Raw genomic sequence first — 13,954 nt, forward strand, 5'->3', positions numbered from 1 at the left:
TTCAGATATCCCGGGCCTGCAACACCTCGCGCACCAGCGCGGCGGTCTCGGCGGGCCGGGCCTGCGCCACCATGTGGTCGCAATCGAATTCGTGCACGGTGATCCGCTCGCCCAGATGCGCGGTGAGCGTCGCACGGAAACCGGGGGACACCAGGGGCGGGCTCACCTTCATCGCCTGCACCAGGACCGTCCGCAGATCGCGCGGCGGCAGCACGAAATCGCGGGCGATCTGACCCCAGAACGAGATGATCGCGGGCATCGACATGCGCCAGCCGTAGCGGCCCGCGACGGTCGGCACCAGATGCTCGGCCAGCTCCGCCTCGAGCACGGCCGGGTCCAGCTCACCCCAGGCGGTCTCCAGCTTGTCGAAGCGGGCCTGCTCGACGCTCGCGTAATCCGGTGCGGCCAGCATCGAGTTCGCGATGTGCAGCATGCGGTCGGCCTCCAGGCCGATGGCCGGGTCCAGCAGCACCAGCGCCCGCACCAGCTCCGGGCGGCGGTGCGCCAGGTGCACCGCGGTGGCGGCGCCGAACGAATGCCCGAGCACCACTACCGGTTCGCTGGTCTCCGCGCGCAGCAGCGCCGCGAGATCATCGACCAAAGTTTCGAAATCCCACGGCGGCACGCCGGGCGACCTCCCGTGGCCGCGCAGATCCGGTGCAAGGATCCGGACATCGGGGAGATGGTCGTCGGCCAGCTGTTGCCAGCGCAGGCCGTGGCCCGTCAAGCCGTGCAATGCCAGGACGACCGGACCGGTCGAGGGACCGAAACGATGAATATGAAGCTCCGCCACCCCGCCCATTGTGCTGCCTCACGCCGACATGAACAGCTCACGCACCGTGACATGAACGACGTACGCCGTGTGACCGGCAGCACGGACAACTCATGGCAAACGAGAACTGTCGGGGCGGTCTGTTGAAATAGCCGACGTGATGCGATCGGATAGCTCGGTGCAATTGGTGCGCCGGGCGCAAACCCAGACCCCCGTGCGGGAGTGGGACGCCGAACTCCGGCCGCTGTTCTCCGACGTCGGTATCGACCCCGGCTGGCGGCCCTGGCAGGTGCTCGGCGGTCCCGGCACCGGGAAGACCGCACTGCTGGTCGATGTGGCCGCTGCGCGCATCCTGGCCGGGGCCGCACCCGAATCCGTGTTGGTGCTCACCTACACCAAGCGCGCGGCCACCGCAGTGCGCACCGCCATCAACGCCCGCATCGCCGAGGCCGACCCGGAACTGGGCGGCGTGCCGGGCGCGACCCGCGCGCCGCTGGTGCGCACCGTCCACTCCTATGCCTTCGGGCTGTTGCGTACCTTCGCCGCCACCCACGGCAATCCGCCGCCGCGCCTGCTCACCGGATCCGAGCAGGACATCGTCATTCGCGAGATGCTGCGCGGCGACCTCCTCGACGGCGCGGCCGAGTGGCCCGAACGCCTGCATCCGGCGCTGCCCGCCGCAGGGTTCGCTGAACAGTTGCGGGACCTCATGTTGCGGGCCACCGAACGTGGTCTCGGGCCGGAGGATCTGATCGAGCTCGGCCGCGTCCACCGCCACCCCGAATGGGTCGCCGCGGGCCGCTTCGCCGAACGCTACGAGCAGATCATGATGCTGCGCTGGTCGGTCGGCATGGACGTCCCCGAGGCCAGCGCCCCCGCCCTCGACGCCGCCGAACTCGTCACCGCCACCCTCGACGCCTTCCACGCCGACCCGGAACTCCTTGCCGCCGAACGCAATCGCCTGCACTGCATCCTCGCCGACGACGCCCAGCACCTCGACCCCCATGCCGCCCAACTCATCCGCGCCCTCGGCAGCGGCGGCGCCACCACCGTCATCGCCGCCGACCCCGACCAAGCCGTCTACACCTTCCGCGGCGCCGACTCCCGCTTCGCCGCCGACCCCGGAGCCCCCCGCGACCGCCGAATCACCCTGCGCCACAACCACCGCGCCACCCCCGCTATCCAAGAATTAGCCGACCGCATAGCCGCCCGCCTCCCCGGCTCCCCCTCCCACCGCACCCCACTCCCGAGCCTCCCGCGTACCCGCCCCACCACCGACTTCCTCGCCGATATTGTCGCCGACCTCACCGACAACAACGCCTCGCCCGGCAACGGCCACGGCTCGCCCGGCGGCGACGGCCCGACCGGAAGCGGCATCGACCCGACCGGCAACGGACACAGCGCCGAAGGGAACAGCGACAGCACGAGAAGGAACGGCCGCAGGCGGAGCAAGGATGCCGCCGATCTCGAGGACCCGGCCCAGCCACCGCGTGCGGCGAATGGTCGCCCTCGTCATTCCGGCGTGCCCTTGGCCGGAATCCACGCTGTGGGTGTGGATCCCGGCCACAAGCACGCCGGGATGACGAACGGTGCAGCCGGAATGGCGAACGGATCATCCGCCCCGATGCTCGGCCGGGGTGCCCGTGCCGAGAATGCTTGGGATAGTGCGCAATCCGTTGGTGAGGTGCGGGTGCAGGTGCTGACCACGCCCGCCAAGGAGGCGGCGCTGATCGCCGATCAGCTGCGGCGGGCGCATCTCACGCACGGGGTCCCCTGGTCACAAATGGTGGTGATCGTGCGGTCGGTGCCGCTGTCTCTCGCGCCGCTGCGGCGGGCACTGCTGGCGGCCGGGGTGCCGGTGCGGCAGCCGCCCGCGGATGTGCCGTTGGCACGGCGGCGGGGTGCGATGTGGATGTTGTTGGCGTTGCGGGCCGTAACCGCGGGCGATCCGACGTCGGTGCGGCATCCGCGGCCGATCTCGTTCACCGCCGATGATGCGCTCGATCTGCTTGCCGGGCCGCTCGGTGGTGCCGATCAGATCAGCCTGCGGCGGCTGCGGCGCGGTATCCGTCGCGCAGTGCTCGAACTCGGCTACCCGGAGCAGCCGTCCGAGGACGCGGCGGACGATCCTGCCGGTGATTCCGGGGACGGCGCCCCGCGTGTGGCCGAATCCGCAGGTGCTGCCTTGCGCGCAGCCGAATCCGGTGGCGGTGCCTTGCGCGACACCGAAATCGACGGGGACGCCGCACGTTTCGCGGATCTGGATCGATCTTCGGCGGAGATTCTGCGGGATCTGCTGGTCGGGGTGGGGAATCGGGCGGTTTTCGAGAAGCTGACCAAGGTGGAAGCCGCGCCGTTGCAGCGGGTGCTGAAGGCGATGGGGCGGGCGCGCAAGGTTCGGCGGGAGCGGGGTGGGCTGGAAGATGTGATGTGGGGGGTGTGGACGGCGTCCACGCTGGAGCGGCGGTGGGTGGGGCAGTCCGAGCGCGGGGGAGCGGTCGGCATGCAGGCGGACCGGGATCTGGACGCGGTGGTCGGGCTGTTCGAGGCGGCCGCGTCGTATGTGGACCGGCTGCCGCGCGCCACCATCGAGGGCTTCGTGGAATACCTGGAGCAGCAGCAGATTCCGCAGGACGACGCGCCGGTCACCGATCCGGGCGAGGCGGTCACCATCTGCAGCGCGCACGCCGCGGCGGGCCGGGAATGGGACACCGTCGCGGTGGCGGCCGTCCAGGAGGGCATCTGGCCGAACCTGCGGCAGCGCGGCACCCTGCTCGGGGTCGAGGATCTGGTGGATCTGCTTGCGGGCGTGAGTGGTTCGGGGGAGAAGGTGAGCCGCGCCGCCCCGCTGCTGGCCGAGGAACGGCGACTGCTGCTGGTCGCGTGCAGCCGGGCGCGGCGGTCACTACTGGTCACCGCGGTCGAATCGGTCACGGGCGACCAGGATCTGGTGCCGTCGCGGTTCCTCGCCGAAATGGACGCCGACGCCGGGGAAGGCACGCCGGGCCGGATCCCGACACCGGTGGATCCCGGCCGGGCGCTGGCCATGCATGCTCTCATCGCCGAATTGCGTTCGGCTGCCTGCGATCCCGAGACGACACCGGAGCGCCGGATGCGCGCCGCGAAGCAGTTGGCGCGGCTCGCGGACGCCGGGGTGCGCGGCGCCCACCCCGACGACTGGTACGGCACCGCCGAAATCTCGTCCACGAATCCCTTGTGGGACAGCGAAGACGGCGCGATCTCGCTCTCGCCGTCCACCGTGGATCAGCTCAAGACCTGCCCTCTGCGCTGGGCGCTGGAACGTCACGGCGGCGGCGACGGCGAGAACCCGCACGCGCTCAAGGGCAATCTGGTGCACACCCTGGTGCAGGCGCTGGCCGGGCAGGTCAACGAGGACCAGGTGAAACAGGCCCTGGCCAAGGCGTGGAAGAAGATCGACCCCGCCGCCCGCGAGGGCGAGAACTGGCACTCCCGCGCGGAACTGCGCCGCACCGAGACCATGGTCGACACCTTCCTGGCCTGGCTGCGCAATACCCGCGACGAGCTCACCGCCATCGGCGTCGAGGTGCCGGTGGACTGTGTGCTGCCCGCGCGCGGCCCGCACGAACAGCCGGTGCGGATCAGCGGCCGGGTGGACCGGGTGGAGCGAGATGCCCTGGGCCGCTTCGTGATCGTCGATGTGAAGACCGGCAAGACCCCCATCTCCAAGCAGGCCGCGCAGGACCACGCCCAGCTGGCCACCTATCAGGTCGCCGCCGCCGAGGGCGCGCTCGGCGAGGGCGAACCCGGTGGCGCGCGCCTGGTGTACGTCGCCAAGCCCAGCAGCAAGGAGGGCGCGACCCAACGCATGCAGCTGCCGCTGGACGCCGACGGTATCGAGACCTGGCGCACCGCCATTCACGACGCCGCCGACGCCTCCAAGGGGCCGAGCTACCTGGCCATGCGCAATGACGGCTGCCGCCACTGCAAGGTGGCCGGCAGCTGCCCGGTCCAGGACACCGGTCGGCAGGTGACGGACGAGTGAACGCGGGTCCGCGTATCGACCCGCGTCAGCTCGCCGACGCGCTGGGCCTGCCGCCGCCCACCGACGAACAGGCCGCCGTCATCGCCGCCCCGCCCGGCCCGACCCTGGTGGTGGCGGGTGCGGGCGCGGGCAAGACCGAGACCATGGCCGCCCGCGTGGTGTGGATGGTGGCCAACGGGCTGGTCGAACCCGAACAGGTGCTGGGCCTGACCTTCACCCGAAAAGCCGCCCAGCAGTTGACGACTCGCATCCGCACCCGCCTGGCCCGGCTGGCGGGCGCACCCGTCGTGCGCGACATCGACCCCACCGGACGGTTGCGCGGCCTGCTCACCGCCTCCGAACCGGAGATCAGCACCTACCACTCCTACGCGGGCCGCCTGCTCACCGAATACGGCCTGCTGCTGCCCGTCGAACCCACCGCCACCCTGCTCACCCAGACCCAGCTCTGGCAGCTCGCCTACCGCGTCGTCTCCACCTGGGACGGCGACCTCGACACCGACCGCAGCCCCGTCGGCGTCACCGAGGCCGTCCTCGCCCTCTCCGGCCAACTCGCCGAACACCTGGTCCAACCTCACCAATTGGCCACCGCCCACCTGGAATTGGAACGCCTCGTCCATACGCTCCCGGCCGGTCCCCGCCAGAAGGGTGGCCCGAAGAAGGCACTCCTCGACCTCCTCGAAGCCCAACACGAACGCGTCGCCCTCCTCCCTCTCGTCGACCGTCTCGCCGAAGAACTCCGCCGCCGCGGCGCCCTCGACTTCGGCGCCCAAATGTCCCTCTCCGCCCGCCTCGCCGCCACCCACCCGGAAGTCGGCGCCGCGGAACGCGATCGCTTCCGCCTCGTCCTGCTCGACGAATACCAGGACACCGGCCACTCCCAACGCATCCTGCTCTCCTCCCTCTTCGGCGCGGCAGCTCCCGCCGCGGCCGGACCGGCCTCGCCCGGCCACACGGACGGAGATTCCCCTCGTCATTCCGGCGTGCCTTTGGCCGGAATCCAACGCCCGGGTGTGGATCCCGGCCAAAAGCACGCCGGGATGACGAGGCAGGTCTCGGGCGGGACGACGGGGCAGGTCTCCGATGAGTCGGGGGCGACGCCCATAGCGAGCGGTGAGCGGCAGCCGCTGGCCGTCACCGCGGTGGGTGATCCGATGCAGTCCATCTACGGGTGGCGCGGAGCGTCGGCGGCCAACCTGCCCAGGTTCGCGACCGACTTCCCCAGTGCGCCAGGGGTTCCCGCGCCGATCCTGCCGCTGCTGACCAGCTGGCGGAATCCGCCGGAGGCATTGGATCTGGCGAATCTGGTGTCGGATCCACTGCGGGAGCGGGCGGCTCGGGGTGGGGGAGTGACGGTGGACGCGCTGCGGCCGCGGCCGGATGCCACCGCCGGGACGGTGGCGTTGGCGTTGGCGGAAACCGTTGCGGTGGAGCGGGACTGGGTGGCGGAGCGGATCGCGGCCGAGTGGGAGGCGGCGAGCGATGACGGGCTGCCGCCGCCCACCTCGGCGGTGCTGGTGCGGCGCAATGCCGATGCCGCGCCGCTGGCGGAAGCGTTGCGCGCGCACGGATTGCCCGTGGAGATCGTGGGTCTGGGCGGACTGCTGCACACCCCGGAGGTCGCCGATATCGTCGCGACGCTGCGGTTGATCGCCGACCCGGCCGCCGGTAGCGCGGCGGTGCGGATCCTGACCGGTGCGCGCTGGCGCATCGGCGTCTCCGATATCGCGGCGCTCTCGCGGCGCGCCCGCACGCTGTCCATCCGGCGGCCCGCCGGGCAGACCGACGCCATCACCGACACCGCCACGCTGAACGAGGCCTTGCGCGAGGTCGCGCCCGAACCCGCCGAGAAGGCCGGTCTCGGCGATGCCATCGCGGATCCCGGTGAGCCGGAAGAGTATTCGACGCACGGCTTCGCGCGAATCACGGCGCTGGGCCGGGAACTGTCGGCCCTGCGGGAACGCGCCGGGCAGCCGCTGGCCGAACTGGTCGCCGATGTCGAGCGCACCATCGGCGTCGGCGTGGAAACCCAGACCCGCCGCGCGCACGCCGCCGCGGGCCGGGAACACCTCGACGCCTTCGCCGAGGTGGTGGCCGGATATTCCGCCGACCACCGCTCCTCCCTGTCCGGCCTGCTCGACTTCCTGGCCGCCGCCGAAGAGGTCGAAAACGGTTTGGAGCCCGGCGAAGTCGAGGTCGCCCACGACCGCGTGCAGGTGCTCACCGTGCACGCCGCCAAGGGCCTGGAGTGGGCGGTGGTCGCCGTCCCGCACGTGGTGGACGGCACCTTCCCCTCCGGCACCGGCACCGCCACCTGGATGGGCGCGCTCGCCGAACTCCCCACCATGCTGCGCGGCGACCGCGAGCAGGAGGACGCCACCGACGGCGTCCCGGTGCTCGACCTCGCCGACCTCTACGACCGCGCCGACCTGGAAAACGCCCTCGAGCAACACAAGAAGGCCCTCGCCGCCCGCCGCCTCGACGAGGAACGCCGCCTGTTCTACGTGGCCCTCACCCGCACCGAACGCGCCCTGTTCGTCTCCGCCCACCATTGGTCGGAGACCGGCTCGAAACCCAAGGGGCCCTCGGCCTTTCTGCTCGAGTTGAAGCACGAGACGGAAGCCCCCGGCTCGGCGTTGGCCCGCACCGTCCGCATCGACCGCTGGGACGATCCGCCCCTGCCCGACACCGTAAACCCCTTCACCGACAACCCGCAGACCGCGGGCTGGCCCCGCGACCCGCTGGGCTCCCGCCGCGAATTCGTCGAGGAGGGTGCGGAACTGGTGAAGACCGCGCTCACCACCCTGCGTGACGAATCCCGGCCGCAGCAGACCGAACTCGACTTCGGCCCCGAATTCGGCGGTGCCCCAGCGGAACCCGAACCCGATGTCGTCGACGACGAGGACGACGAAGGCTGGGCCGAGGACGTCAGCGCCCTCATCGCCGAGCACCTCGCCGCCGAACAGGCCGTCCGCGAGATCGAACTGCCCGGCCAGCTTGCCGCCACCGCCCTGGTCGACCTGCGCGCCGACCCCGCGAAACTGGCTGCGCGCCTGCGCCGCCCGCTGCCCTACCCGCCCAGCCCCTACACCCGTCGCGGCACCGCCTTCCACGCCTGGCTGCAACGCTGGTTCTCCGGCACCCGCCTGCTCGGCTTCGAGGAGCTGCCCGGCGCGGCCGACATCGCCGACACCGATACCGACCTGATGCGCCTGCAAGAGGCGTTCCTGGCCTCGCCATGGGCCGACCGCAACCCGGTCGAGGTCGAGATCTCCTTCGAAACCACCCTCGCGGGCACCGTGATCCGCGGCCGCATGGACGCCGTCTTCCGCCGCCCCGACAGCACCTGGGTCGTCGTCGACTGGAAGACCGGCGCGGAACCCGCACGCGCCGAAGAGGATTCGGTTGCCATCCAGCTCGCCGTCTACCGCCTGGCCTGGGCCCGCCTGGAAGCCGCCCGCACCGGCACCCCCGAAGCCGACATCCTCACCAACACCGTGGCCGCCTTCCACTACGTCCGCACCGGCCGCACCATCGCCCCCGAACACCTCCCCGGCCCAACCGAACTCGCCGCCATCATCACCACCGCGGCCCCCCGCCGTGTCCCGCCCACCCCACCGCAACCGCCCCTCCCGCCAGAACCCGACGACGACGATCCCGGCCCACCCGAGCCCACCGACGTCGAAATGCTCCGCCCCGCCGACCTTTCGGCCCGACCCGAACCCGGCGAGCCGGAGGCGGCGCCGGCGGGCGAGCCGCCCCCGGACCAGGCGCCATGGGACTTCGAGCCCCCGCCGGACCCGGAGTCCCTGCCGCCGGATCTGCACGATTGATCGCGGTGCCGTGGGATGACGTGCGGATCAGTGCCGGGTTGTCGGGCGAATCCGGCGCGGCCCGGTAGTCTCCGGACCTGTGCCGCAGCCAGAACCCTTGACCGTGCCGACTGCCCGAGTGAGTGATTCGCGTGTTCGGTGATTCGACGCGTGGTCTGGGCAACCTGAACGATCGGCCCGATTTCGCACTGGTCGGCATCCTGCGCGTACCGACCGCTCAGTCCAGCCCGTGGTATTCGCTCGCGCGCCGACTGGGTCTGGCGGTCCTGCTGCTGGTGCTGGCCACCGTGGTGGTCTACGTCGGCCGCGACGGCTATCACGACAATGCCCGCGACCGTATGGGATTGCTCGACGCCGCGTACTACGCCACGGTGTCGCTGTCTACCACCGGCTACGGCGACATCACACCGGTTACGCCCACCGCGCGGCTGATCAATATTCTCGTGGTCACGCCACTGCGCGTGCTGTTCCTGATCGTCCTGGTCGGCACCACCCTGTCGGTGCTCACCGAACGGTCCCGGCAGGCGTTCAAGATTCAGCGATGGAGGCACACCGTGCGCAATCACACCGTGGTAGTCGGCTACGGCACCAAGGGCCGCACCGCCGTGGATGCCATGCTGGCCGATGGCGTCTCGGCCGGTGACATCGTGGTGGTCGACACCGACCAGCAGGTCCTGGAGTCCGCCGCCAATGCGGGTCTCGTCACCGTGCACGGCTCGGCCACCAGGTCGGATGTGTTGCGGCTGGCCGGAGTTCAGCATGCCGCGGCGCTCGTGGTCGCCACCAACCGTGACGACACCGCGGTCCTGGTGACCCTCACCGCGCGCGAAATCAATCCCAAGGCAAAGATTTCCGCCGCCGTCCGCGAGGCCGAGAATACGCATCTGCTGCGGCAGTCCGGCGCGGACTCGGTGGTCGTCTCCTCCGAGACCGCGGGCCGCCTGCTCGGCATCGCCACCACCACCCCCGCCGTGGTCGATATGATCGAGGACCTGCTCACCCCCGAAGCCGGATTCGCCATCTCCGAGCGCGACGTCGAGACCGAGGAGGTCGGCGGCTCCCCGCGCCACCTGCGCGACATCGTGCTCGGCGTGGTCCGCGAGGGCCGGCTCATCCGCGTCGGCGATCCCGAAACCGACGCCCTCGAAACCGGCGACCGGCTGCTCTATCTGCGCCGCGTCCAAGGCTGAGCACCCCGCCCGTCTAGTCTCGGGGTGTGTCAGGTTTCCAGCTGAATGCCGTTCCGGTGCTGTCCCGTACCACGCTCGACCGCGCGGAGGATCTACGCGCCGACGAGCAGGCCCTCAAAGAGGGCTGGGCGCAGGCGAAACTCCTCCGAATGAACAAGCGCGGCCAGGTCCGCATCGACAACGGGTCCGTGGTGCTCGAGCCCGCGCTCACCCTCGCCCCCGAACGCACGCCCGAGGCCGTCTTCCTCGGCGTCGACGGCGGCATCCACCTGTGGGCCGTGCGCGACAACGCGATCGAGGGCGCGCTGGTCGATCTGCGCGCCTACGGCACCGGCCTGGACCTCGACGATTTCGGCCTCGGCCTGCTCGCCACCGCCATCGCCCTGCTGAACTGGCACGACAAGGCGGCCTACAGCGCGGTCGACGGCACCCCCACCCACTCCACCAACGGCGGCTGGTCGCGCACCAGCGAAGCCGGGCACGAGGACTTCCCGCGCACCGACCCGGCCGTCATCTGCCTCATCCACGACGGCGGCGACCGCGTCCTGCTGGGCCGCCAGAACTCCTGGCCCGAGGGCCTTTTCTCGTTGCTGGCCGGATTCGTCGAGGCGGGGGAGTCCCTCGAACGCTGCGTCGAACGCGAGATCAAGGAAGAGGTCGGGGTCGATGTCACCGACATCCGCTACCTCGGCAGCCAGCCCTGGCCCTTCCCGCGCTCGCTGATGCTCGGCTTCGCGGCCGTGGCGGACCCGGAGCAGCCGGTCGCCTTCCACGACGGCGAGATCGTCGAGGCGTACTGGTTCACCCGCGACGAGGTGCGCCAGGCGCTGGCCGCGGGCGCGTGGGGCCGTAAGGATTCCGACGAGCTCGTGGGCACCGACCGCAAGCTACTGCTGCCCGGCTCGATCTCGATCGCCCGGACCATCGTCGAATCCTGGGCCGCCGCAGTCTGATCCGGGTCGATAGGGGCTTATCAGGACGACAGGAAGCCGCACACCCCTCGGTGTGCGGCTTCCTTGTTGGTAGTGGGGAGGCTCAGCCGATGGCGGCGAGCGCTTCCTTCACCTGAACCAGGCTCGGATTGGTGGCGGTCGAGCCATCCCGGTACTTGATCGTCGGCACCACATGGTTGCCGTTGTTCACGCTGCCGACGAATTCGGCGGCTTCCGGATGGTCCTCGATGTCGATCACCTCGTAGGTGATCCCGGCCTCGTCGAGCTGGGTCTTCAGCCGACGGCAGTAGCCGCACCAGGTCGTCGAGTACATGGTCAGGTCGGTTGCAGTCACGAGTCGTGCAACATACTCCCGCCCGATCGTGTTCCCCTCGGCGGCCCACTGTGAGCCGATCGGAGATCAGGGGTTGACGGGAGAATAGTAAGCGCGCATACTATTCTCATGACGCAGATCGCAGCAGCCACCGCCACCTCGACCGCCACCCCCGCCGCCTTCTTCACCAAGTGGGCCGACATGGCCACCTGGCCGGAATGGAACCAGGACACCGAATGGGTCCGCCTCGACGGCGAATTCGTTCAGGGCGCGACCGGAGTCCTCAAGCCCAAGGGTGGCCCCAAGACCAAGTTCGTCGTCACCAAGCTCACCGACACCGAATTCATCGACTCGTCCAAACTGATCGGCGCCCGGCTGATCTTCGCCCACGAGGTCACCGTCGCCGACGGCATCACCACCGTCACCGTCCGGGTCTCGTTCGAAGGTCCGCTGCGCGGACTGTGGAACAAGATCATGGGCAAGGATCTCGCCGCCTCCCTGCAGCGCGATGTCGACGCGCTGGTCGCCGCCGCCGAGGCGGTGCTGGTATGACCAGGTACTGGCTCGGGGTCGTCTCCCGCGACCACGTCCGCCGCGGCGTGGAACTCGGCTTCGCACAGGCCAATCACGGCAAGCGCACGGCCGTGGAACGGATGAGCGCCGGGGACGGACTCGTCTACTACTCGCCCCGCACCGGCATGCGCGAGGGCGAACCGATCAAGTCCTTCACCGCCCTCGGCACCATCGCCGAGGGCCCGGCCTGGCAGGTCGAAGAGCAGGGCGGCTGCTTCCGCCCGTGGCGGCGCGCGGTCGACTACGACCGCGATGCCCGCGATGTTCCGATCGACGAACTGCGCACCGAACTCGACCTCACCAGCGTCCCCAACTGGGGGATCGTCTTGCGACGCGGCCTGATCGAACTCACCGAGCACGATTTCGAACTCATCTCCCGCGCTATGGTCGGCCAGTGACCAATGGCGGACTACACACCGAGTTCGAGGACGCCGACGACAGCCCCGGTCTCTTGCTCTGGCAGGTGACCAATCGCTGGCAGGCCGCGCAACGCGCGGCCCTCGCCCCCTTCGACCTGACCCACGTCCAATTCGTCCTGCTCGCCGCCCTGACCTGGCTCACCGGCCACTCCGCCGGTGACCCGGTCACCCAGCGCGACCTCGCCAACCAGGCCGCCACCGACCCGATGATGACCTCCCAGGTGCTGCGCACCCTGGAGCAGAAGGGTCTGCTGGAACGCCGCGACCACCCCACCGACAAACGCGCCAAATCCCTCGTCGCCACCGAATCCGGTGCGGCCCTGGTGAATCGGGCCATCGGCGCGGTGGAAGCCTGCGACCGCGAATTCTTCGCCCCGCTGGGGGAGCGCACCGGCCGCTTCACCGCTGCGCTCCGCCAACTGCGAGACCGCGACCCCGCGAGCTGAACTCAGCTCACCGGCATCGGCTCATTGATGGTGGTGAAGTACTGCACGGCGGCGGCGATCGCGATCGGTGTACTGATCAGGATCGTCCCGGCGACGCTGCCCAGCACACCGAGGGCAATGACCCCCGCCAGACATCCGATCACCGCGGCGGGGAGAAACGGACCGAACAGACCGATCAGGGTGGCCGAGGCGATGCCCGCGCCCGCCAGGCCGCCGAGCACACAGCCGATGGCCGCGCCACCCAACGCCCCGCCGAGCGCTCCGATCGACAGGCCCAGACCGATGGTGCTGGTCATGCGGTTCCAGGCGTCCTGCTCTCGGTCGTAGGGACCGTCCCAGCCCGCCTTGTCCTCGAAGGGCATGGCCACCGGTTTGTACACCGCCCGGGCCATGTCCAGCGCCGGGGTGAGGGTGGCGGTGCGGCCGGTGATGCTCGCATCGATCGGGAACTCGAAATCGTCCACCCGGAAGGCCAATTCGGTGCCGGTCAGGACGGTCCCGTCAGCGGCGCGGATGGTGAATGTGCCGTCCTCCACGGCCATCGAGCCGCCGTCGGTCACGATGACCGCGGAGGCATCCCGGATATGGGCGTTGAAGCCGACCGCATCCTGGACGGGGGAGTCCGCATTCGCCGGGGTGGTCATGCCCAGCGAAGTGGAGATGAAGGCCGCGACCGCGGCCAGAGTATTGATTCTCATCGGAATGATCCTTGAATCGCGTTGTCCGGCAGCGGTATCGGCCACGACCGGATCCATGGCTGCATACGCGTCCGGCGGTCCGCGCGCATGCGGCGGCACCACCTCGCAAGAAAGGGGAGAGGCGAAAAGATCAGACGTGGGCGAGGCGCGGGGGAGCGCGGCCGTACAGCGCCGCGACTCCGAAAATGCGCAGAATGACGCGGTCACGGTGAATCGTGAACGGCCGCACTACTTCCGGGGTGGCGGGTGGGTGATAGCGCAGCGGCAGCGCGCGCGACAGGGCGGCACTCGCGAACCGGTAGGCGGCCTCCATGCCGCAGATCACCAGCGCCAAAGCGATGGCGGCACACAGGTGTACGAGCATCGAGGTCGCGGACGGCCGCAATTCGTGGGTCCGCGCGTGACCGGATTCCAGGCCGATCGTCAAATGCCCGAGCGACTGTCCCAGCACCAGGGCGACGATCAGACCGATGCGGCCGTGTCGCAGTGGGGCCCACCCGGCGACCAGCGCGCCGATCGCCGCCGAACAGAGGACGAGCAGCGACACGGAAATCAGGTTCGGACTCGCGGTCTCCACCGACCACCCGTGTGCCGCCACCGCCCCCGAGACGGACCCGGCCGCAAGCCCGCGCGGTCCCGCGCTGATCCGGTCGGTCACGGTGGGCATTCTTGGATGCTAATCGGTAGCTGACAATCTCGCAGGGTGAGAAATTGGCATAACTCGCCAATATCACTG

The 13,954-nt window shown here is 70.1% G+C and carries 11 protein-coding genes; 7 read left to right on the forward strand and 4 right to left on the reverse strand.

Annotated features, from left to right (window positions below):
- Position 1 precedes the first annotated feature (1 nt).
- Positions 2–802 carry an alpha/beta fold hydrolase gene (locus ACYVN4_RS03115; RefSeq protein WP_460717675.1) on the reverse strand — a complete coding sequence of 267 codons (801 nt, stop codon included), beginning with the start codon at positions 800–802 and terminating at the stop codon, positions 2–4.
- Positions 803–932: 130 nt separating this feature from the next.
- On the opposite strand from ACYVN4_RS03115, the gene ACYVN4_RS03120 reads away from it, so the two are divergent.
- The 4 genes from ACYVN4_RS03120 to nudC all read left to right on the forward strand — a co-directional run bounded on the left by ACYVN4_RS03120 (position 933) and on the right by nudC (position 10,769).
- Complete coding sequence (locus tag ACYVN4_RS03120; protein WP_460718351.1) at positions 933–4,796, forward strand: PD-(D/E)XK nuclease family protein; 3,864 nt, start codon at positions 933–935, stop codon at positions 4,794–4,796.
- On the forward strand, positions 4,793–8,626 hold the full coding sequence (locus ACYVN4_RS03125) for an ATP-dependent helicase (protein WP_460717676.1): 3,834 nt from the start codon (positions 4,793–4,795) through the stop codon (positions 8,624–8,626). The genes ACYVN4_RS03120 and ACYVN4_RS03125 overlap by 4 nt, the downstream gene beginning before the upstream one ends.
- 131 nt (positions 8,627–8,757) lie before the next feature.
- The gene (locus ACYVN4_RS03130; protein WP_460717677.1) at positions 8,758–9,816 is read left to right on the forward strand and encodes a potassium channel family protein; all 1,059 of its coding nucleotides are present in this window, start codon (positions 8,758–8,760) and stop codon (positions 9,814–9,816) included.
- Between the two features lie 26 nt (positions 9,817–9,842).
- Entirely contained in the window at positions 9,843–10,769 is a 927-nt protein-coding gene (gene nudC, locus ACYVN4_RS03135) for an NAD(+) diphosphatase (protein WP_460717678.1), read from the forward strand.
- A gap of 82 nt (positions 10,770–10,851) precedes the next feature.
- Here the strand turns inward: nudC and ACYVN4_RS03140 are convergent, their stop codons facing one another.
- On the reverse strand, positions 10,852–11,103 hold the full coding sequence (locus ACYVN4_RS03140; protein ID WP_460717679.1) for a mycoredoxin: 252 nt from the start codon (positions 11,101–11,103) through the stop codon (positions 10,852–10,854).
- A gap of 108 nt (positions 11,104–11,211) precedes the next feature.
- On the opposite strand from ACYVN4_RS03140, the gene ACYVN4_RS03145 reads away from it, so the two are divergent.
- Genes ACYVN4_RS03145 through ACYVN4_RS03155 form a run of 3 tightly spaced genes read left to right on the forward strand, consistent with a single transcriptional unit; the run spans position 11,212 to position 12,520 of the window.
- Entirely contained in the window at positions 11,212–11,634 is a 423-nt protein-coding gene (locus ACYVN4_RS03145) for an SRPBCC family protein (RefSeq protein ID WP_379360807.1), read from the forward strand.
- Positions 11,631–12,053 (forward strand): EVE domain-containing protein, encoded by a 423-nt coding sequence (locus ACYVN4_RS03150; RefSeq protein ID WP_460717680.1) that lies wholly within the window; start codon positions 11,631–11,633, stop codon positions 12,051–12,053. Before ACYVN4_RS03145 ends, ACYVN4_RS03150 begins: the two co-directional genes overlap by 4 nt.
- Positions 12,050–12,520 (forward strand): MarR family winged helix-turn-helix transcriptional regulator, encoded by a 471-nt coding sequence (locus ACYVN4_RS03155; RefSeq protein ID WP_460717681.1) that lies wholly within the window; start codon positions 12,050–12,052, stop codon positions 12,518–12,520. The genes ACYVN4_RS03150 and ACYVN4_RS03155 overlap by 4 nt, the downstream gene beginning before the upstream one ends.
- Positions 12,521–12,522: 2 nt before the next feature.
- Here the strand turns inward: ACYVN4_RS03155 and ACYVN4_RS03160 are convergent, their stop codons facing one another.
- Together ACYVN4_RS03160 and ACYVN4_RS03165 are read right to left on the reverse strand one after the other, a co-directional pair.
- Positions 12,523–13,218: a hypothetical protein gene (locus ACYVN4_RS03160; RefSeq protein WP_460717682.1), complete on the reverse strand. Its 696-nt coding sequence runs from the start codon at positions 13,216–13,218 to the stop codon at positions 12,523–12,525.
- Between the two features lie 130 nt (positions 13,219–13,348).
- Positions 13,349–13,885, reverse strand: a complete 537-nt coding sequence (locus tag ACYVN4_RS03165) for a hypothetical protein (RefSeq protein WP_460717683.1) — start codon at positions 13,883–13,885, stop codon at positions 13,349–13,351.
- Positions 13,886–13,954 lie beyond the last annotated feature (69 nt).

Source organism: Nocardia heshunensis (assembly GCF_054782115.1).

Coding starts and splice junctions, on each gene's coding strand:
- ACYVN4_RS03120 (WP_460718351.1), top strand. CDS start 933: ATGCGATCGGATAGCTCGGTGCAATTGGTGCGCCGGGCGCAAACCCAG.
- ACYVN4_RS03150 (WP_460717680.1), top strand. CDS start 11,631: ATGACCAGGTACTGGCTCGGGGTCGTCTCCCGCGACCACGTCCGCCGC.
- ACYVN4_RS03160 (WP_460717682.1), bottom strand. CDS start 13,218: ATGAGAATCAATACTCTGGCCGCGGTCGCGGCCTTCATCTCCACTTCG.
- ACYVN4_RS03115 (WP_460717675.1), bottom strand. CDS start 802: ATGGGCGGGGTGGCGGAGCTTCATATTCATCGTTTCGGTCCCTCGACC.
- ACYVN4_RS03165 (WP_460717683.1), bottom strand. CDS start 13,885: ATGCCCACCGTGACCGACCGGATCAGCGCGGGACCGCGCGGGCTTGCG.
- ACYVN4_RS03145 (WP_379360807.1), top strand. CDS start 11,212: ATGACGCAGATCGCAGCAGCCACCGCCACCTCGACCGCCACCCCCGCC.